General features: G+C 63.1%; 20 protein-coding genes. 10 read left to right on the plus strand and 10 right to left on the minus strand.

Going from position 1 to position 20,158, the window contains the following annotated elements; genetic code table 11:
• Positions 1-581 (plus strand): gamma-glutamyltransferase (locus tag EOC93_RS14100; RefSeq protein WP_206532237.1); only part of this gene is annotated, 581 nt, incomplete at its 5' end.
• Here EOC93_RS14100 and EOC93_RS14105 read toward each other — a convergent pair.
• The 5 genes from EOC93_RS14105 to EOC93_RS14130 form a co-directional block, all read right to left on the minus strand.
• Positions 575-1,381 (minus strand): ATP-binding cassette domain-containing protein, encoded by an 807-nt coding sequence (locus EOC93_RS14105; RefSeq protein ID WP_095488217.1) that lies wholly within the window; start codon positions 1,379-1,381, stop codon positions 575-577. The genes EOC93_RS14100 and EOC93_RS14105 overlap by 7 nt on opposite strands.
• Positions 1,378-2,397, minus strand: coding sequence for an ABC transporter ATP-binding protein (locus tag EOC93_RS14110; RefSeq protein ID WP_164759134.1), 1,020 nt, complete (start codon positions 2,395-2,397; stop codon positions 1,378-1,380). The genes EOC93_RS14105 and EOC93_RS14110 overlap by 4 nt, the downstream gene beginning before the upstream one ends.
• On the minus strand, positions 2,394-3,224 hold the full coding sequence (locus EOC93_RS14115; RefSeq protein WP_095488219.1) for an ABC transporter permease: 831 nt from the start codon (positions 3,222-3,224) through the stop codon (positions 2,394-2,396). The genes EOC93_RS14110 and EOC93_RS14115 overlap by 4 nt, the downstream gene beginning before the upstream one ends.
• The gene (locus EOC93_RS14120; RefSeq protein ID WP_127204919.1) at positions 3,221-4,207 is read right to left on the minus strand and encodes an ABC transporter permease; all 987 of its coding nucleotides are present in this window, start codon (positions 4,205-4,207) and stop codon (positions 3,221-3,223) included. Before EOC93_RS14120 ends, EOC93_RS14115 begins: the two co-directional genes overlap by 4 nt.
• Before the next feature lie 275 nt (positions 4,208-4,482).
• Complete coding sequence (locus EOC93_RS14130) at positions 4,483-6,093, minus strand: ABC transporter substrate-binding protein (protein ID WP_095488223.1); 1,611 nt, start codon at positions 6,091-6,093, stop codon at positions 4,483-4,485.
• A 368-nt stretch (positions 6,094-6,461) separates the two neighbouring features.
• On the opposite strand from EOC93_RS14130, the gene EOC93_RS14135 reads away from it, so the two are divergent.
• On the plus strand, positions 6,462-7,652 hold the full coding sequence (locus tag EOC93_RS14135) for a Xaa-Pro peptidase family protein (RefSeq protein ID WP_095488225.1): 1,191 nt from the start codon (positions 6,462-6,464) through the stop codon (positions 7,650-7,652).
• Here EOC93_RS14135 and EOC93_RS14140 read toward each other — a convergent pair.
• From EOC93_RS14140 to EOC93_RS14150, 3 genes are read right to left on the minus strand one after another with little or no spacing between them, the layout of a single operon-like run.
• On the minus strand, positions 7,649-8,068 hold the full coding sequence (locus EOC93_RS14140) for a cupin domain-containing protein (protein ID WP_095488227.1): 420 nt from the start codon (positions 8,066-8,068) through the stop codon (positions 7,649-7,651). The genes EOC93_RS14135 and EOC93_RS14140 overlap by 4 nt on opposite strands.
• A gap of 4 nt (positions 8,069-8,072) precedes the next feature.
• Positions 8,073-8,999, minus strand: coding sequence for a phosphoenolpyruvate hydrolase family protein (locus EOC93_RS14145; RefSeq protein WP_095488229.1), 927 nt, complete (start codon positions 8,997-8,999; stop codon positions 8,073-8,075).
• Positions 9,000-9,010: 11 nt separating this feature from the next.
• Positions 9,011-10,207, minus strand: coding sequence for a Tm-1-like ATP-binding domain-containing protein (locus EOC93_RS14150; protein WP_127204920.1), 1,197 nt, complete (start codon positions 10,205-10,207; stop codon positions 9,011-9,013).
• A 296-nt stretch (positions 10,208-10,503) separates the two neighbouring features.
• On the opposite strand from EOC93_RS14150, the gene EOC93_RS14160 reads away from it, so the two are divergent.
• The 7 genes from EOC93_RS14160 to EOC93_RS14190 all read left to right on the plus strand — a co-directional run bounded on the left by EOC93_RS14160 (position 10,504) and on the right by EOC93_RS14190 (position 17,195).
• Positions 10,504-11,184 carry a TetR/AcrR family transcriptional regulator gene (locus tag EOC93_RS14160; protein WP_127204921.1) on the plus strand — a complete coding sequence of 227 codons (681 nt, stop codon included), beginning with the start codon at positions 10,504-10,506 and terminating at the stop codon, positions 11,182-11,184.
• A 357-nt stretch (positions 11,185-11,541) separates the two neighbouring features.
• Positions 11,542-12,858 carry an ABC transporter substrate-binding protein gene (locus tag EOC93_RS14165; protein ID WP_095488235.1) on the plus strand — a complete coding sequence of 439 codons (1,317 nt, stop codon included), beginning with the start codon at positions 11,542-11,544 and terminating at the stop codon, positions 12,856-12,858.
• A gap of 73 nt (positions 12,859-12,931) precedes the next feature.
• The gene (locus tag EOC93_RS14170; RefSeq protein WP_029348308.1) at positions 12,932-13,837 is read left to right on the plus strand and encodes a sugar ABC transporter permease; all 906 of its coding nucleotides are present in this window, start codon (positions 12,932-12,934) and stop codon (positions 13,835-13,837) included.
• Position 13,838: 1 nt separating this feature from the next.
• Positions 13,839-14,798, plus strand: coding sequence for a carbohydrate ABC transporter permease (locus EOC93_RS14175; RefSeq protein WP_095488237.1), 960 nt, complete (start codon positions 13,839-13,841; stop codon positions 14,796-14,798).
• Positions 14,795-15,004, plus strand: a complete 210-nt coding sequence (locus EOC93_RS14180) for a hypothetical protein (protein WP_126104818.1) — start codon at positions 14,795-14,797, stop codon at positions 15,002-15,004. Before EOC93_RS14175 ends, EOC93_RS14180 begins: the two co-directional genes overlap by 4 nt.
• Positions 15,001-16,110 (plus strand): ABC transporter ATP-binding protein, encoded by a 1,110-nt coding sequence (locus EOC93_RS14185; protein ID WP_127204922.1) that lies wholly within the window; start codon positions 15,001-15,003, stop codon positions 16,108-16,110. Before EOC93_RS14180 ends, EOC93_RS14185 begins: the two co-directional genes overlap by 4 nt.
• Entirely contained in the window at positions 16,110-17,195 is a 1,086-nt protein-coding gene (locus tag EOC93_RS14190; RefSeq protein WP_127204923.1) for an ABC transporter ATP-binding protein, read from the plus strand. Before EOC93_RS14185 ends, EOC93_RS14190 begins: the two co-directional genes overlap by 1 nt.
• A gap of 54 nt (positions 17,196-17,249) precedes the next feature.
• On the opposite strand, the gene EOC93_RS14195 is transcribed toward EOC93_RS14190, so the two are convergent.
• Entirely contained in the window at positions 17,250-18,221 is a 972-nt protein-coding gene (locus EOC93_RS14195; protein ID WP_095488245.1) for an AraC family transcriptional regulator, read from the minus strand.
• 92 nt (positions 18,222-18,313) lie between these two features.
• Here EOC93_RS14195 and EOC93_RS14200 point away from each other — a divergent pair, with 92 nt between their 5' ends.
• Positions 18,314-19,525: an MFS transporter gene (locus EOC93_RS14200; RefSeq protein WP_127204924.1), complete on the plus strand. Its 1,212-nt coding sequence runs from the start codon at positions 18,314-18,316 to the stop codon at positions 19,523-19,525.
• Between the two features lie 45 nt (positions 19,526-19,570).
• Here EOC93_RS14200 and EOC93_RS14205 read toward each other — a convergent pair whose 3' ends face one another.
• Positions 19,571-20,140, minus strand: coding sequence for a helix-turn-helix domain-containing protein (locus tag EOC93_RS14205; protein WP_127204925.1), 570 nt, complete (start codon positions 20,138-20,140; stop codon positions 19,571-19,573).
• Positions 20,141-20,158 lie beyond the last annotated feature (18 nt).

Below are 20,158 nucleotides of genomic sequence, written 5' to 3' on the forward strand. Positions count from 1 at the left end.
CGATGACGCATCTGCCTCGGCTTGAGCTTCAGCCGAGCGATACCGTTTATATCTCGGTGGTCGATCGCGACCGTAATGCGGTCAGCTTCATCAACTCGACCTTTCATTCGTTCGGCAGCGGGGTGGTCGGCCCTAAGACCGGCGTCGTGCTGCAGAACCGCGGCAGCAGCTTCTGCCTGGCGGCGGACCACCCAAACTGCATCGCACCGGGAAAACGCCCCATGCACACCATCATGCCGGGCATGGTGACAGCCAAGGGCCGGGCGATCATGCCGTTCGGCGTGATGGGTGGCGGCTACCAGCCGTTCGGCCATGTCCACCTGCTCACCAACATGATCGATTTCGGCATGGACCCGCAGGAGGCGCTGGATGCGCCGAGGGTGTTTTACAGACAAGATACTGTGGAGGTGGAGCGTGGCGTTCCGGCCGATGCGATCGCCGGCCTGCGCGAGCGGGGCCATCAGCTGTCCATCGCGACCGAGCCGCATGGCGGCGGTCAGTTGGTGCTGATCGACTGGGACAAGGGGACGCTTACCGGCGCGTCCGATCCACGCAAGGATGGTTGCGCGCTCGGTTACTGACGATCGGCCGCGTCTGAGTCTTTGCTGGTCCTGTTCAGTTTTGGCGCTGCCGCCACCAGCGCCTTGCCGATCGCCGACTGCGGCGCGTCGATGACGGCACGGGCGTCGCCGCTCTCGGCGGTGCGGCCGGCGTCGAGGATGACGACACGATGGGCAATGGCGCTGATAACGCCGAGATCATGCGAAATGAACAGATAGGCGATCCGTTCCTCGCGTTGCAGATCGAGCAGCAATTGCAGGATCTGTCGGCGCACGGATACGTCGAGCGCAGACACTGCTTCGTCGAGCACGATCAGCGATGGCTTTGTCGCGATGGCGCGGGCAATCGCGACGCGCTGGCGCTGGCCGCCAGAAATCTCGTGGATGGCGCGGCCGGCGAGATCGGCGCTCAGGCCGACGCGCTCCAGCAAAGCAGCGATGCGGCGCGGGCGCTCCTTTCGAGAGGCGATGCCATGGATGCGCAGGGGGTCGTCGAGCACGCGTGCGACGCTGGCGCGCGGGTTGAAGGCGGCAAGCGGGTCCTGGAACACCATTTGCAGACGAGCACGCTGGGCGCGCAAGGCAGCGCCGTTCAGGGACAGGAAATCGCCGCCTTCGAACTCGACGCGGCCGGCGTCGGGCTCGATCAGCCGCAGCAGCAGCCGCGCGATCGTCGACTTGCCGCTGCCGGAAGGCCCGGCCAGCGCCAGCGTCTCGCCGGGCTCGATGTCGAAGGAAACGTCATCGACGGCGGCAATCGTCTTGCCGCCGCGACGATATCGTTTGGTCAGGCCGGAAACGGCCAGCAATGGACTGCTCACCTCGACGCTCCTGCCCGCTCCAACAACGGTTCGGCGTCGAGGCCGAGATGGGCGTCGAGCAGCGCTCTTGTGTAGGCGTGGCGCGGGCTAGCGATAATCTGCGCCGTCGCACCGAGTTCGACCAGCTCGCCGTGCCGGCACACGGCGATGCGCTCGGCCAGCTCGGCGGCCAACGCGATGTCATGGCTGACGAACAGCAGCGTCATGCCGTCCTCCGCTACCAATTGTCGGATCAGGGCGACAATCTCGGCCTGCACGATGGTGTCGAGCGCGCTGGTCGCCTCATCGGCGATCAGCAGTTTCGGACCGGCCGCGATTGCGGCGGCGATCGCCACGCGCTGCTTCTGGCCACCGGAAAGCTGGTGCGGAAAGGCGCGCAAAGCGGCGTCTGGATCGGGCAGCCGGACGCGTTCAAGCAGGGTTTTTGCCCTGGCATAGGATTGCGACCAGGTAAGGCCGAGATGCGCGTGCGCGACTTCCGCGATCTGCTCGCCGACCGCCATCACCGGATCGAGGCTGGCCGACGGGTCCTGGAAGACGAAGCCGATGTCGCGGCCACCGAGGGGAATGTGGGTGGGTTTGGCGACGGATTTTTGAGCTTTGCGTTCCATGAGGCCCCCCTCTGTCCTGCCGGACATCTCCCCCTCAAGGGGGGAGATTAGCAGTTTCGCTGTTGGGTCCCTTCCTGCAACCTTGGAGATCGGCGAAGGCGGAGATGAGAGCGCAATCTCCCCCCTTGAGGGGGAGATGTCCGGCAGGACAGAGGGGGGTGCCTTGGCGCCCCAGGATGACGGCGATCGCAAAAACCAGTCAATACGGCCGCCAATCCTGGCGGAAGCCGGCAGCAGCCCGGCAATGGCCAGCGCCAGCGTGCTCTTGCCCGAGCCGCTCTCGCCGATGATGGCGAGGCGCTCGCCGGCGGCGACATCGAGGCTGACATGTTTCAGCGCCGCCACCTCGCTGCCATCGCGGCGATAGGTCACCGTCAAATCGCGGATCGAAAGCAGCGCCGTCACGACAGGCTCCTTCTCACCGCTGTCGTCTCGACGACGCCTTCGCCGGCGAGATAGACACCGAGCACGGTCAGCACGAGCGCTACACCGGGAATGATCGACAAAAAAGGCGCGGTGCGCAGCACGGCGCGGCCTTCGGCGATCATGCCGCCCCAGGTCACGCGGTTTGGGTCGCCGAGGCCGAGAAACGAAAGGGCCGCCTCTGTGAGGATCGCGGCGGCGACGATCACCGACGACAATGCCAGTACTGGCGGCAATGCGTTGGGCAGCACTTCGCGAAAGGCGATCTCCAGCGGATGCATGCCGATGACGCGGGCGCCAGCAACAAAATCGCGCTCGCGGATCGACAGCACTTCTGCACGGGCAACACGCGCTGGCCCCGTCCAGGCACCGAGCGCGATCGCCGCGACGACGACACCGAGCGATGGGCCGACGACGCTGACGAAGGCCAGCGCCAGCAGGAAGCTCGGCACGGTCTGGAAGGCGTCGGTGATACGCATCAGCACTTCGTCGACGCCGCCGCCGGCAAAGCCGGCCACTGTGCCGACTATCGCGCCGACGGCAAGGGCTGTGGCTGCCGCCGCCAGCCCGACCGCCAGCGAGGTGCGGGCGCCGTGGAAAAGCTCGGCCAGCACATCGCGGCCGAGCCTGTCGGTGCCGAGCGGCAGCGACCAGTCCTGAAAGGGTGGCAGCAATGCCGGCCCGGCAATGGCTTGCGGATCGCCGGGAAAGAACAGTGGTGCGGCAAGCGCCATGGCGCACAGCGCCGCCAGGATGATCGCGCCGGCGACCGCTTCCGGCGTGCGGAAAAAACGGCGAAGCGGGTTCACGCACTGGCCTCGCTGGCGCCGACGCGCGGATCGAGGACGGTGTAAGCGATGTCGACGAGAAGATTGATGATGACGACCAGAACGGCGCTGGTGAGAATGATGCCGAGCAGCAGCGGCGTGTCGCGCGCGGCCACCGCTTCCTGCGCCAGCCGGCCAAGGCCGGGCACCGAAAAGACGCTTTCGATGACGACGCTGCCGCCCAGCATCTGCGCCGATTGCAGGCCGAGCATGGTGACCAGCGGCAGCAGCGCGTTGCGGGCGACGTGGGCGAGCACGATGCGGCGGCGGGACAGGCCTTTGGCGCGAGCGGCGAGGACAAAATCCTGCCGCCAGACTTCGGCCATGCCGGCGCGCATCATGCGCAGGTAAAGTGCCAGATAGATGAAGCCGAGTGCGGACACCGGCAGGACGAGATGGCTGGCGATATCCATCGCGCGGTCGAGGCCGGTCTTGCCCGACGCGAGGCTCTCGATGCCGCCGATCGGAAACCAGCGCAGGTCGACGGCAAAGACGATGATCAGCACCAGCCCGAGCCAGAAGCCCGGCACGGCATAGACCGCCAGCGAGCCGATCGACAGGAAACGGTCGCGAAAGCTACCGGGTCTGGCGCCGGCATAAATGCCGAGCGCCGAGCCGAGCCCGAAGGAGACCGCGGTGGCGCTGCCCATCAAAAGCAGCGTGTTGGGCAGGCGTTGGAGGATCACCTCGCGGATCGGTCGCGAGAAGGTGACGGACTGGCCGAGGTCGAGATGCAGCAGCGCCCAGAGATAGTTCGCCAGCCGCGTCAGCGCCGACTGGTCGAGGCCCCAGCGATGACGCAGCAATTCGATCATGCCGGCGTCGCCGCCGGTCGAGGCGATATAGGCGTCGACCGCATCGCCGGGCGCGGATTCCAGCAAAAGGAAAGTGCCGATGACGACAATCAGCAGCACGAAGATGCTGCCGACGAGGCGGCGGCGAAGAAGGATGAGGGTGCGGGTCATGGCGGCGCCGGCTGCTTGGCGATGTGCCGATCCTGGGATGCGCAGTGCCTAGGCGCCCCCCTTTGTCCTGCCGGACATCTCCCCCTCAAGGGGGGAGATCCGCCGTCACTCGCCGTAGCGCCAATCGCAAACATCGCTAAGGGAAGGGCCGGCATCAAAGCAAGCCAATCTCCCCCCTTGAGGGGGAGATGTCCGGCAGGACAGAGGGGGTATCGTCGAGCACGGACATTACCAACTTCACCTACTGGCGAAGGTCAATCTCAATTAACCGCAGCTCACCCCTCCAGCCAGGTGTCCGCCCAGTTCGATACCGCCCAGCGCGGGTTGTTGGCGACATTCCCCACCGTGTCTCTGATAACGCTGATAAAGCTCCATTCGGCGACGTTGATCAGCGGCAGGTCGGCTGCGACCTTTTTCTGAAACTCCTTGTAAAGCTCCGTCCGCGCGGCGGTATCAAGCGTCTCGGATGCCTTGGCGATGAGGGCGTCGAGCTCGTCGTTCTTGTAGCCGCCCTGGTTGGAGAACGGCACCCCGTCGGGAATGCCGCTCTGCACCAGGATGGTGGTCGAGATCGCCGGATCGCCGCGGAACACTGGCGGCCCAACCGCAAGGTCGAAGGCGTGGTCGGTGTAGACGGCCTTGATATGCGCGGCCGAGTCGTTGTTGACCAGCTGGGCGTCGATGCCGATGGCGGCGAGCGCCTGGCGCAGATAGTCGCCGAACTGCTTGGTTTCGTTGAAGTAGGGCGCCGGCAACAGTTTCAGCGAGAAGCGCTTGCCGTCGTCGCCTTTGCTGTAGCCGGCTTCGTCGAGCAGGGCGTTGGCCTTGGCCACGTCGAAGGCATAGGTCGGCACGTCGGCCGTATAGAACTGCGGATCGTTCTTTGGCACCGGGCCGGTGGCTGTGGCGGCGTAGCCGAGGAACACTGTCTTGACGACGAAATCCTTGTCGATGGCGTGGGCGATCGCCTGGCGCACCTTGAGGTCGGCCAGCTCCTTGCGGCGATGGTTGATCTCGACGACGAGCTGGTAGGTCAGGCCCTCGTAACCCTTGGTGATCACCTTGAGGCCAGGCACTTTGGAGATGCGGTCGAGATCGGCCAGCGGCACGGCGGAAAAGGCGGCGAGCTGGATCTCTTCGGCCTCAAGCGCGCTTGCCGCCGAAGTGCGGTCGGGCAGCACCTGGTAGATGATCTCGTCGAGGTAAGGTTGGTCCTTGCCCCAATAGTCGGCATTCTTCTCCAGCCGATAATATTCGCCGGGTTTGTGTTCGGCGAATTTGAACGGGCCGGTGCCGACAGGCGCATTGTTGGCGGGGTTCTCTTCGATCTTTCCGGTCTCGTAGATGTGCTTCGGCACCACGCTGCTCAGCGCCGGCAAGGCGTTGCGGATCAACTGGAACGGTGTCGGCTTGGCGAATTTGAATACCGCGGTCAGTTCGTCGGGCGTGTCGACGGTCTCCAGGTCCTTGAACACGGTGCGGCCGAGATTCTGCAGCGGCTTCCAGATCTGCAGCGCTGAGAAGGCGACGTCGTCGGACGTGAAGGGCTTGCCGTCATGCCATTTGACGCCTTCGCGCAATTTGAATGTCACCGACAGGCCGTCGGCGGCGCCCTCCCAGCCTGTCGCCAGGCGTGGTTCGAGCCCGTCCTTGCCGTCGAAGGACGCCTCGGCCAGCGTTTCCACGATCTTGCTTGAGATGAAGAACACGCCGTTGGAAGCGACGATCGCCGAGTTGAGGTTGCGCGGCTCGGAATCGGCGGCGACGACCAGACGCCCGCCTTTCCTGGGCGTCTGCGCCAGACCGATGGTCGGCAGCGCCGTCGAAGCCAGAAGCGATGCCGAACCGGCAAGCACGGTGCGTCTGGAAATCGTGACATCTGACATGATCGAACTCCGTCCCTCTCAGCCACCCGGCCGGGTGGCCAATACCCTCGGACGCCAGACGGCATCCTTGCAAGGCTGATTATGAGCCTTGTCGAGGGTTTCGCCAGAGAGGGAATTGGCGCATCCTGGCGTGGCTTTGAAAATTTCGTCCGCTGGACCAGTTACCGGGAAGCGGTTCAATCCGAGCTTATCTGGTAAGACCAGATCAGGTTTAGGCATCGCGATATACGACGACGAACTGTGCCGAAACGGCCGTTTCACCTATTCTGGCTGGACCAGACTGGACAAAATAGTGCAGATTTGACCGATCATGACCAAAACAGCCGGCGATGCGACCGGCCGGCCAGGGAATTCAGGGAGAGAGAAAGATGAACGTCGCCCCGGGCAAGAATGCCGTCAGCACCATTCCGTTCGATCATGCCAGGGTCGATCGGCTGATGGAGGAGGCCGGCATCGATGTGCTGCTCGCCACCTCCAAGCACAACACGCAATATCTGCTTGGCGGCTACAAGTTCATCTTCTTCGCCGCCATGGATGCGATCGGCCACAGCCGCTATCTGCCTGTTGTCGTCTACGAGAAGGGTGGGCCGGAGCATGCCGCCTATATCGGCAACCGCATGGAGGGCGGCGAGCACCAGAACCACCCGTTCTGGACGCCGACCTTGCACGCCGCGTGCTGGGGCACGCTCGACGCTGCCAATCTTGCGGTTGAGCACCTGACGAAAATCGGCAAGGGCAACGCCCGCATCGGCATCGAGCCGGCTTTCCTGCCGTCGGATGCCTACACCCTGATCCGCAAGGCGTTGCCGGACGCCAAGCTGATCGACGCGACCGATATGCTGGAGCGGATGCGTGCCATCAAGACGGAAGCTGAGCTGGAGAAGCTGCGCATCGCCTCCGAACTGATCACCGATTCCATGCTGGCGACCATTGCCTGGGCGCGCGAAGGCACGACCAAGACCGAGATCATCGAGCAACTTCGGCGCGAGGAGACCAATCGCGGCGCGCATTTCGAATATTGCCTGCTGACGCTCGGCTCCAGCCACAACCGCGCCGGCTCGTCACAGGCGTGGAAGAAGGGCGAGGTGATGTCGATCGATTCCGGCGGCAACTATCACGGCTATATCGGCGACCTTTGCCGCATGGGTATTCTGGGCGAGCCAGACGCCGAACTGGAGGATTTACTGGCCGAAGTCGAGACGGTGCAGCAGGCCGCTTTTTCCAAGGTCAGGGCGGGCACTCGTGGTGGTGATATGATCTCCTATGCGGAGGGCGTGCTGAAGAAATCCAAGGTCGCGCCCTACACCGATTTCTTCGCCCACGGCATGGGACTGATCACGCATGAAGCGCCGTTCCTGATGACCAACCATCCGGTGACATATGAAGGCACCTATGCCGAAAAGCCGCTGGAGAAAAACATGGTGCTCTCGGTCGAGACGACGATGCTTCACCCGACGCGCGGCTTCATCAAGCTGGAAGACACCGTGGCGGTCACCGATAGCGGCTACGTCATGTTCGGCGACCGGGGCAGGGGTTGGAACAGAGGTGGGGTGGCTTAGCCGCTACCCGGCGGCAGCAGCCTGAAATCCGGCAGGTCGCGCAGCGTCAGTTCCGGTCCGGCTGGCGAATAGACGACGAACAGCTGCATGGGCGCATCGCCGGTGTTCAGCGTTGAGTGGAAGCGGCTTTCCGGCACATAGATGGTGCAGCCGGGGCCGACCTTCGCAACAACTGGATTGCCGTTCTCGTCCTCGACCATCTGCTCGCCATTGCCCGATATGACGAAGATGATCTCCTCCGCGCCCGGATGGTTGTGGCGCGTGTGGCCCTTGCCGGATGGAAGGTCGACGACGCCGCCCGAAAAGCGTGTCGCGCCGTTCACCTCGGGCGCCACCGTCAACGACAGCCTGCCCCAGTCGAAGCCGAAGGCGCTGACATCCTTCGGATAGACAAACACCTTGCTTTTGTCGGTCATCGTCTCATCCCTTCTTTTTCTTCGCAGTCGTTTTGGCACCGCTTTTTTTCGTTTGCGCATCGGATTTTCCCAAAACCGGTTCCCACTTTTGGGTCCGATGCTCCAGCGTGACCGCCTTGAAATCGGCGGTCTGCCTGGCGATCGCCGCTTCTGCCGGCAGCCGTTCCATGGAGCTCGCGCCATAGAAGCCATGCAGGCCCTTGCAGCGTTCGAGGATGTATCGGGCGTCATCCGGCATCGAGATCGGCCCGCCATGGCAAAGCAGGATAACGTCCTTGCGCACCGAGCGCGCAGCGGCTGCGATCGCGTCGATCTCCGTCACGCAGTCGTCCAGCGACTTGGCCGACGTGGCGCCAATCGAGCCGCCGGTGGTCACCCCCATATGGGCGACAACGATGTCGGCGCCGGCCTTGGTCATGGCGCGCGCCTCGTCGGAGTTGAACACATAGGGCGTGGTCAGGAGGTCGAGCTCGTGTGCCGCGGCGATCATGTCGACCTCGAGCCCGAAGCCCATACCGGTTTCTTCAAAACTCTGGCGCATCTGGCCGTCGAACAGGCCGATGGTCGGAAAGTTCTGCACGCCGGAAAAGCCCATCGTTTTCAGCTCGGCCAGCAGCAGCGGCATGATGACGAAGGGATCGGTGCCGTTGACGCCGGCCAGCACCGGCGTCTTCTTGACCACCGGCAGCACCTCGTAGGCCATCTCCTTGACGATCTCGTTGGCGTTGCCATAGGCGAGCAGGCCGGCGGCCGAGCCGCGCCCGGCCATGCGGTAGCGGCCGGAGTTATAGATGATGATCAGGTCGATTCCGCCAGCCTCTTCGGCCTTGGCCGACAGGCCGGTGCCGGCGCCGCCGCCGACGATCGGCACGCCGCCGGCAATCATCTTGCGGAACTTTTCCAGGATTTTCTTGCGCGGTATGGCGGCCATGTTTTCTTCTCTCACTGTCCGGCGATGTCGAGAAAGGCCGCTGTTGCCGCCTTGGCGAATTCGGAGTCGTTGATGTGCAGCGGCAGGCGCGTCACGCGTCGCGTGTTATCAGGCACGATCGTGCGCTCAATGGCCTCGAAGAGTGCTGCATCGGCTTCAGGGTCGAAAAAGGCGCCGCCTTCGATGTCGAGCGCCGAGACGCCCTTTTCGGGAATGAGGAACCGGACCGGGCCGTCGCAGAGGCTCAGTTTGGTGCCGATCCATTCGCCGAGTTTGCGGCTTTCGTCAGGTGTCGTGCGCATCAGCGTCACGTTCGGATTGTGCTCGTAAAACAGCCGCCCGCTATAGCGTTCCGGAATGGTCGGCGGCGCCCAGAAATTCACCATGTCGAGCGCGCCGACCGAGCCGACATAGGGCAGTTTGGTGCGAGCGATCGCGCCGAAGCGGTCTTCGGTCGCCGACAGCACGCCGCCGAACAAGAGGTCGCAGACCTCGGTCGTGGTGATGTCGATGACACCGGACAGCAAGCCGCTGTCGGCCAGCTTTTCCATGCTGCGGCCGCCGGTGCCGGTGGCGTGGAAGACCAGGCAGTCATAGGTCGAGCGAAGCTGCTCGGCGATGGAAGTCACGCATGGCGTGGTCACGCCGAACATGGTGAGGCCGATCGACGGCTTGCCGTCGGACGGCGGCGCAGGCTTTGCCGCCATGCCCGATATCGCCTGGGCGGCGTTGTGCAGCACGACACGAGACAGCCGGTTCAGGCCGGCCATATCGGTCACCGAAGGCATCATGACGATGTCTGAGACATCGACGTAAGGCGCGGTGTCGCCCGAGGCGAGCGTCGAGACCATGATCTTCGGCAGGCCGAGCGGCAGCGCGCGCATGCCTGATGTGATGATCGAAGTGCCGCCACCACCGCCGATGCCGATCACACCTGATATATCGGTGCGCGATTGGACAAACCGGGTGAAGGCGATGGCCATTGCCGCGACCGCGGTGCCGCGGTCGTCGATGCCCAACACGGCACTGCTGCCACCGGGATGGTAGCCGGCGACCTCTTTGGCCGCGACATCGACCGGCACGGTGGCACCGCGCGTTCCGACATCGACGCGGGCGACAGCAGCACCGGTAGAAGCGACCGCATCGGCCAGAAAAGCGAGTTCCTCACCCTTAGTGTCGGCGGTGCCCACAACATAGACGCGCTTCATGGGCGTGCCTCCCTGGGGGCTGGCTGAACGGTGGCCGCGTTCAGTGCATGAGAACGGAGTGCGCTACGGCGCCCCCCTCTGTCCTGCCGGACATCTCCCCCACTTGGGTGGAGATCGGCAGTTCGCTCGATCGGCGCCTTCCATGCGATGTTGGAGATTGGCGAAGGTGCAGATGACAGCCAATCTCCCCCCTCGTGGGGGAGATGTCCGGCAGGACAGAGGGGGGCGCCGTAGGGCTTCAACGTAACCAGAGGGATGGCCATTGCAATTTTTTGAGACGCGCGTATCGTATTGACATGAATGTCTCACGTCAACAAGCGGCAGTGTCCGAGGACGCCGGCTCTGCCGCGCGCGGACCGCGGGCACGCACAAGGCGGTTGATGCTGGAGACGGCGACAAGGCTGATGCAGGCGGGCGCCACGCCCTCGGTCAGCGAGGTCGCCGAAGCGGCGGAAGTCTCGCGCGCCACTGCCTATCGGTATTTTCCGAGCCAGGCGGCGCTGGTGCAGGCGGTGGTCAACGAAGGCCTCGGGCCGATCCTCACCTGGAGATCAGCCTCGACCGATCCCGAGCGCCGGGTGGTCGAACTGTTCGACACGGCCATGCCGCGCATCGAGGCCTTCGAGGCAACCTTCAAGGCGGCGCTGAAGCTGTCGCTCGACCAGTGGGCGCGGCGGCAGGCCGGCACACTGGGCGGCGAGCCGGCGTTTACGCGCGGCCATCGCGTCGATCTGCTCAAGGACGCGATCGCGCCGCTCAAGGACCGGCTGCCGCCACGCGAATTCAAGCGCCTGGCCCAGGCCCTGTCGCTGATCTTCGGCGTTGAAGTGCTCATTGTGCTGAAGGATATATGGGGGCTGGACAGCCGCAAGAGGATGTCGGTAGCACAATGGGCAGCCGGCGCCCTGGTACGAGCTGCAGTGGTGGAATCGATGGCCAAAGGAGACAGAAGCGCGCCGGCGATAGCCACGAAATAGTATCGATCTGGTTCGACCAGATTGGGATGTCAAGTGCCGACAATAATCGTAGCGCCGTAGCCAAAACAAGGCTCTTGCGTATCAAGGAGTAGGAAAATTTAAGAAAAACAGGCAGATGTTGCTAGAATCCGCTTGTCTGAGGGCCTGCCATCGTCCAAGAAAGAGCTTGACGTACGCCGGAAATTGGTAATACCAGATCAGGACAATAAAGCGGATTAAATGTGAGGGCTGCGAGCCATTTTCGGCTGGGCGAGGAGGCTCAAAACCGGAACGCTGCCGTCACGGGAGGAACTACCAGGGTCGGCTCGCCGCCGGCTCGCATGATACGGTAGAATGCGCACAAGGGAGGAAATCATTATGCGCAAGACAATGACCAGTATGCTTGCTGGTATCGGCTTAGTGCTCGCCTGCGGAACGTCCGTCTACGCGCAGGATAAGGAACTCACCATATTCTGGGCTGAATGGGATCCGGCAAACTATTTGCAGGAACTCGTCAACCTTTACGAGGCCGAAAGCGGCGTGAAGGTCACGGTCGAAACCACGCCTTGGCCCGACTTCCAGACCAAGGCGTTCACCGAGTTCAACGCCAAGGGCAGCGCCTACGACATGGTGGTCGGCGACTCCCAGTGGATCGGCGCCGCCTCTGAGGCCGGCCACTATGTCGACCTCACCGACTTCTTCAACAAGCACAATCTGAAGGAAGTGATGGCGCCGGCGACGGTGAAATACTACGCCGAATATCCGTCCAACTCCGGCAAATACTGGTCGATCCCGGCCGAGGGCGACGCGGTCGGCTGGTCCTATCGCAAGGACTGGTTCGAGGATCCGAAGGAGATGGAGGCCTTCAAGGCCAAGTACGGCTACGATCTCGGCATACCGAAGGACTGGAAGCAGCTGCGCGACATCGCCGAATTCTTCCACCGTCCCGACGAGAAGCGCTACGGCGTCGCCATCTATACCGATAACTCGTATGACGCTCTGGTGATGGGCGTCGAGAACGCCATCTTCTCCTTCGGCGGCGAACTTGGCGACTATGCCAGTTACAAGGTCGACGGGATCATCAACTCCGAGCAGAACGTCAAGGCGCTCGAGGCTTACAAGGAACTCTACTCCTTCACTCCTCCTGGTTGGGCCAAGAGCTTCTTCATCGAGGACAACCAGGCGATCACCGAAAACCTGGCGGCGATGAGCATGAACTATTTCGCCTTCTTCCCGGCGCTCATCAACGAAGCCTCGAACCCGAATGCAAAGGCCACCGGCTTCTTCGCCAACCCTCCAGGACCGAACGGCGACCAGTTCGCCGCGCTCGGCGGCCAGGGCATCTCCGTCATCTCCTATTCCCAGAATCAGGAAGAGGCGATGAAGTTCCTGGAATGGTTCATCAAGGAAGATACGCAGAAGAAATGGGCGGAACTCGGCGGTTACACGGCAAGCGCCAAGGTGCTCGAGTCGCCTGAATTCCAAAACGCCACGCCTTACAACAAGGCCTTCTACGAAACCATGTTCAAGGTGAAGGACTTCTGGGCGACGCCGGAATATGCCGAGCTGCTCATCCAGATGAACCAACGCGTCTATCCGTACATCACCGGCAATCAGGGCACGGCCAAGGAAGTGCTCGATTCGCTCGCCGCGGATTGGAACGCGACGTTCAAGAAATACAACCGCGTGAAGTAAACGGCATTAACGCTCGGAGGGGGCGGTAGCCTGCCCCTTCCGTTTTCTTTTCCGGACAAGGAAGGAACGGGCCTTGGCCACTGCAGTCATGACCACCCTGGATCCCAACTCGCGCTCCGCCGCCCGCGGCATGAGCGATCTCACGATCCGCAATCTCTTCATCATTCCGACGATCGTTTTCCTGATCGTCTTCAACATCTTTCCGCTGATCTATTCGCTCGGCTATTCGTTCACCGACTTTCGCGCATCGAGCCCGGCGGCCGCCAATTTCGTCGGACTGCAGAATTACCGCGAGCTGCTCAACGACCCGTTCATCTGGTCGAATTTCGCCATCACCGCCAAATATGTCATCGTCTCCGTGGTCGGCCAGGTCATCGTCGGCTTCGGCGTGGCGTTGCTGCTCAACCGCGATATCCCGTTGAAGGGCCTGCTGACGACCCTGCTGCTGTTGCCAATGATGCTGTCGATGGCTGTCGTCGGCCTGTTCTGGAAGCTGCTCTACGATCCGTCCTTCGGCATCATCAACTATACGCTCGGCCTCGGCTCCTTCGAGTGGCTGTCCAACCCCGACATGGCGCTCTACGCGGTTGCCATCACCGACATCTGGATGTGGTCACCCTTTGTGATGCTGCTGTCGCTCGCCGGCCTGTCGGCAGTGCCGAAGCACCTCTACGAGGCGGCGGCGATCGACCGCGCCGGCTCGTTCTACACCTTCTTTCGCATCACGCTGCCCTTGGTCGCGCCGATCCTGATGATCGCGATCATCTTTCGCACCATGGAGGCGTTCAAGACCTTCGATCTCGCCTACATCCTGACCAGCCAGCCAACCACCGAGGTGATCTCGATCCGGCTCTACAAGATGGCGTTCCAGGAGTGGCAGACCGGGCGCTCCTGCGCGCTAGCCTACATCGTGCTGATCATGATCCTGGCTATCACCAACATCTACGTCAAATACCTGAACAAGGTGAAGGAGCGCTAGAATGGCCGCTGTCACCACCTCTACCGAGCGTTCGCTCAACAAGCTCGCCATCGTCGGTGTGCTGATCATCACGATGATCTTCCTGGCGCCGATCTACTGGATAGCCTCGACGGCCTTCAAGCCGCGCAACCTTGCCACCACCATTCCGCCGACGGTGATGTTCCAGCCTGAGATATCACCCTTCGTAAAGCTCTTCACCAAGCGGTCGCAGTTGCGCACTGCGCCGACGCCGGAACAATACGCCGCCGCCCCGTGGTGGGAGCGGCTGGTGTTTGACGGCGGCGAGAAGGTGGTGCGCTCGGGCAGGGGCGAGGTGCAGTGGTCCGGTTATCCGAGCCGCTTCATGAACTCGCTGATCGTCGCCATCACCTCGACGATCCTGGCCGTCGGCATGGGCACCTTCACCGCGTACGGGTTCTCGCGCTTCAAGATAAAGGGGGAACAGGACCTGCTGTTCTTCATCCTGTCGACCCGCATGCTGCCGCCGGTGGTGGTGGCGATCCCGATGTTCCTGATGTACCGGGTCGTCGGCCTCAACGACACGCATTGGGGCCTGATCATTCTCTACACCGCCTTCAACCTCAGCTTCTCTGTATGGCTGATGAAGGGGTTCATGGACGAAATTCCGAAGGAGTACGAGGAGGCGGCGCTCGTCGACGGCTACACGCGCATGGAAGCCTTCTTCAAGATCGTGCTGCCTGAGGCCGCCACCGGCATCGCCGCCACCGCCGTGTTCTGCTTCATCACGGCGTGGAACGAATATGCCTTCGCGCTGATCATGACCAACCGACGCGCCCAGACGGCACCGCCCTTCATTCCCAGCCAGGTCGGCTCCGGCCTGTCGGACTGGACGGTGATCGCCGCCGGAACCTTCCTGTTCCTGCTGCCTGTCGCGATCTTCACCTTCCTGCTCCGCAACCACCTCTTGCGCGGCATGTCCTTCGGAGCGATCCGCAAATGATCCGCCATGCTACAATCCAACGCACGGCCGAGATCGTGATGGTGTGCGGCATCATCGCGCTCTGCCAGCCGTGGAATCTCTTCCTGCATCGCTACGGGCTGACGATCATCATCGTCGGGCTGGTGACGTTCATGATCACCGGCTGGATCGGTCCAAGGCAGAAGCCGCAGGCGACCGGCACCCCGGAAAAAGAAGGTCACGCATGACCCAGATCGAGCTTCGTGGCGTCCAGAAATTCTTTGGCGCCGTTCAGGTCATCAAGGACCTCAATCTCAAGATCGACGACAACGAGTTCATCGTGCTGCTCGGACAGTCGGGCTGCGGCAAGACGACGACGCTTCGCGCCATCGCCGGGCTGGAGACGATCGACGGCGGCGATGTCCTCATCGACGGCAAGCCGGTTCAGCATCTCAAGGCTGCCGACCGCGACATCGCCATGGTGTTCCAATCGTTCTCGCTCTATCCGCATATGAGCGTCTACGAGAACATCGCTTTTCCGTTGCGCGCCATGCGCAAGAGCAAGGCGGAGATCGACGGCGAGGTGCGCTCGGTCGCCAAAGTGCTGCAGATCACCGACCTGCTCGGCAAGAAGCCGTCGGCGCTGTCGGGCGGCGACATGCAGCGCGTGGCCATCGGCCGGGCGCTGGTGCGGCGGCCGAAAGCGATGCTGATGGACGAGCCGATCGGCGCGCTCGACGCCAAGCTGCGCGAGGAGATGCGCGCGGAGATCAAGCGGCTGCACATCAAGCAGGGCTCGACCACCATCTACGTCACCCACGACCAGATCGAGGCGATGAGCCTAGCCGACCGCATCGTCATTATGCATGAGGGCGTTCTGCAACAGGTAGGCAGCCCATCGGACGTGTATACGCACCCGGCCAATTTGTTCGTCGCGCAATTCGTTGGCTCGCCTGTGATGAACGTCGCCAACGCGGCGGTGACGATGAACGGCTCCGGCGCCAGGGTCACCGTCGACGGGGCCGCGGAAGGGTTCCTTTTCCCGTCCGAGCTGGTCGGCCAGCTCAACGCCGCGAACGTCGGGCAGGACCGTCTTGCGCTCGGCATCCGCCCCGAAGGAGTGATGGTCTCGCGCGAGGCGGCGGACGGTTATCTGCCGGTCGAGGCGCACATCATCGAACCGCTAGGCTCCTACGACATTGTCGACCTCAAGGTTGGGGCACAGATGTTGCGTGCCCGCACCCGTTCCGGTTTCGTCGGCAAGCCGGGGGTCCAGGTCTTCGCCAAGCTCGACCCGGCGCAGGCGCACTTCTTCGACACGACAAGCGGCAATTCGCTGGGGGTGAGACTCTGATGGCCCATATCCAGCTCAAGAACATCTCGAAGACATTCGGCAATCACACCGCATTGACCGGGCTCAATCTCGACATTGCCGACGGCGAGTTCTTCGTGCTGCTCGGCGAGACCGGAGCCGGCAAGACGACGACGCTGCGCATGATCGCCGGCCTGGAAAAGCCGGACGAGGGGCAAATACTCATCGACGGCGCTGACGTCGCTGACTGGGGTGCGGCCGAGCGCGACGTGGCGCTGGTGCTGCAGCAATATTCGCTTTATCCGCGCTACACGGTTCGCGAAAACCTCGAATTCCCGCTGAAGCCAAAAATCCGCCGCATCGAGCCCGACGAGATCAAGACGCGCGTCGACCGCGTTGCCAAGACCTTGCGCATCGAGCATCTGCTCGACCGCAAGACGGATCGCCTCTCCGGCGGCGAGATGCAGCGCGTCTCGATTGGTCGCGCCATCGTCAGGAAGCCCCGCGTATTCCTGATGGATGAGCCCCTTTCGGCGCTCGATGCCAAGCTGCGCGAAGCGCTGCGCACCGAGTTGAAGAACATCCAGATGAACCTTGGTCAGACCTTCCTGTTCGTGACGCACGACCAGATCGAGGCGATGTCGATGGGCGACAAGGTCGGCGTGCTCAACCATGGCCGCATCGTCCAGACCGGCACGCCGTATGAGATCTACAACAATCCGCGCGACACCTATGTGGCGAGCTTCGTCGGCTCGCCGCCGATGAACCTCATCGACGGCAAGCTCGTCAACGGCCGCGCGGTGATGGCACCGCTGAATTTCGAACTGCCTTTTACGGGGGGAGGCAAGACGAGCGGTGCGACCGACGGTCGCCCGCTCGTCTTCGGTATTCGTCCCGAGGATGTCTATCTCGAGAGCGGGGCGCCGGTGGAGGCGCGCGTCCACGATGTCGAGAACCATGGCGTCGAAAAGATCCTGACGCTGCGCGTCGGCGACGCCATGCTGCGGGCCACGGTGCCGGCCAGAACCGATGTCGAGATCGAGCAGCCGGTGCGCTTTGCCTGGGATCCGGACAAGGTGGTGCTGTTCGACAAGGCTAGCGGGATAAGCCTCCGTCACGCGGGCTAGAGCGCGTCTGTTCGGCGGAGGAGATACTACGCGGCTTGAAGCCTCTGGCCAGGCTTAGCCGGCTTGGCGGGTCTCAGCCTGTTCCTCGGCCCGGAAATGGCTGGGAGCCGATCCGATGACGCGCTTGAACGCCCGACTGAAGGACGCGTCGGATTCATAGCCCAGGCGAGCGGCGACGACGGAAATCTTCAGCCGGTCGCGGACCAGCCATTGCCGAGCCTGGTGCATTCTCACCTGGGTGACATATCTGGCCGGGGTTTCACCGACGATCGTCGCGAAGCGTTCCGCGAAACCCGATCGCGAGGCGCCCATCATCCTGGCGAGCGTTTCCACGGTCCAATCGCGGTCCGGTTCGAGGTGGATTGCCGCCAGCACGCGGCCGATCTCGCGGTCTCTCACCGCCGCGATCCATCCGGACGAGTCGCCGCAGCCGCGCTCGACCCACGAGCGGATGACGGTGGCGGCGAGCACATCGGCAAGCCGTGCGAGGATGCCGCCGGATCCGACGCGCTCCATCGTCACTTCGCGGGCCATGGCTTCCAGCAGATGCGGGATGCCGGGTTCATAGGCTTCCAACTCGTGCGCGCGCATTACGTCCGGCATCATGCCGAGCAATGGGTGCAAACCGTCGAGATTGAAATACATGCTGCCGAAAAACAGCAGCGTCCCCGGCCGGCGACCTTCATTGGACATGCAGTAAACGTCCTTGCAGACCTCGGCGACCTTGTAGCCCTGGATCGGCGAAGCCTCGATACCCGGCTCGCTCGCCAGGACGTGTGCCGCACCACGCGGCAGCAGCACCGCGTCGCCCGCCTTGAGCTCCACCCATTCGCCGGACGGCTGCAGCAGCCAACATCCCTTGCGGCCGATGAAATGAAACCGTGCCGCCGTCTGGGCCGGAAACTGGAGGCCCCAGGGCTCCTGCATTTCACAGCGGCCGTATTCGACGCCGTCGAGCCGTAACCCGCGCAATATGTCTGTCAGCGGATCGCCGGTGATCGGAACTTTGGACGAATAGTCAAGCATGATGGTGTTTCTAGCATGGAAACTCCAGGCGGTCACTCCCTATGTTGCATTGCAGCCAAATGCTGCGCTGCAACCAGACCGGAGATTCCATCATGACCGAACCCGCGACAGGCGTCATGGACGCCGTTCTTGATCCCGCGGAAACCGACGAACGAGCCGAGCCGGCGTGGGGGGCGGTCGTGTCCCTTGCGCTTGGGGTGTTTGGGCTGGTGACCGCAGAATTCCTGCCTGCCAGTCTGCTGACGCCGCTGGCGCAGGACCTCGGCGTGACGGAAGGGACTGCGGGCCAAGCGGTGACAGCGACGGCCGTTGTCGGCGCGATAGCCGCTCCGACCATGGCCATCATCACCAAACGCCTGGACCGCAGGCTGGTCATGTGGGGACTGACGGTGCTGCTGATCCTGTCGAACCTGGTGGCGGCGTTTGCCTCCTCGCTTCCCGTTCTTCTGATCGCTCGCATCATGCTCGGGATCAGTCTCGGCGGCTTCTGGTCGATGTCGGCGGCCATGGCGATGCGGCTTGTACCGATGCGGCTGATGCCGCGCGCCATGTCGATCATCCTCACCGGCGTTTCGGTGGCGACGGTCTGCGCCGCCCCGGTCGGTGCCTATGTCGGCGACATCTGGGGATGGCGAACGGCCTTCATGATCGCAGCTGTTGTCGGCGCCCTGGCGCTGCTCGTGCAGATCGCCACCCTTCCGAAGCTGCCGCCGGCGGGCGTGGCAAGCGTTCGGACCTTGCTGGACGTGATGAAGCGCCCGATGATCAGGATTGCGCTTCTGGTGGTCCTGCTGGTCGCTTCGGGACACTTTGCCGGCTTCACCTATGTCCGCCCGTTTCTCGAGAAGGTGCCCGCGCTGGATATCGAGACGATCTCGCTTGTGCTGCTCGCCTACGGCATCGGTGGCTTCTTCGGCAATTTTGCCGGTGGCTTCATGGCCGAGCGCAGCCTCAAAACCGCCGTCGGCCTGGCGCCTTTGCTGATTGCTGTGGCCGCGGTGTTGCTGCTTACTCTCGGAGCCTCGCCAGTCGTTGCGGCGATAGCGGTTGCCGCCTGGGGCTTTGCCTTCGGCGCGGTGCCGGTCGGGCTGCAAACCTGGCTGGTGCGAGCCGCTCCCGACCAGGCTGAAAGCGCCGGCGGGCTGATGGTCGCCACGTTCCAGGTGGCCATTGCGCTGGGCGCCGTTTTCGGCGGCCTGCTGGTCGACAACGCCGGCGTTGCCAGTGCGTTCGCCTATTGCGGGATCGCGACGTTACTGGCGGCCTTGGCGGCGTTCTCGCTTGGTCCGAAGCACGCAGATTAGCCCGGCCGTCTTTGCGGATTCATCTTTGATCGGCCCGGAGATCGGTTACGCTCTTCGGGCCGATATCGCCGTTACGAAACGGGTCAGGCTGTTTTCGACATAAGCGGCCACTTCGACCTCGGGGTCGAAGCTCCACCACAGCAGCGAGCCCTGCCAGTGCGAAGCCATGAGCAGGCCGACGCCCTCGGGCGCATCGGCTGCTGAGGCAAAACAGGCGTCGAGCACGGCACACAGAGAAGCTTTCCACGACGCGCCGCGTGCGCGAAGCAGCGGATCGCGCAGATCCTCGCGCAGCACCAGAAGGCCTTCGGCATAGGATTCGATGCCGCCATAGTCCTGCGACAGCGCCACCAGCAGCCCGATCGCTCCACCAGGGGTTCTTGGGATCGTCTTCGACAGCCTCGCCGTCTTGTCATCAAGCCGGTCCCATGCCTGCAACAGAGCCCTCTGCTTCAGAGTGGCCTTGCTTTTGAAACGCTGCACCAGCGTCGAGCCGGACAGCCCGCAGGCTACGGACAGCCGCTCAAAGGTGAGCGCTTCCGGGCCATGCGCGTGGATCAGCCGGTTCGCCGCTTCGAGCACGTCTTCGTCGGACTGGGTTTTTGGCCGGGGCATCTTGACATCCATTTATAA

This window comes from Mesorhizobium sp. M6A.T.Ce.TU.002.03.1.1, from assembly GCF_003997275.1.
Taxonomy (GTDB): domain Bacteria; phylum Pseudomonadota; class Alphaproteobacteria; order Rhizobiales; family Rhizobiaceae; genus Mesorhizobium; species Mesorhizobium mediterraneum.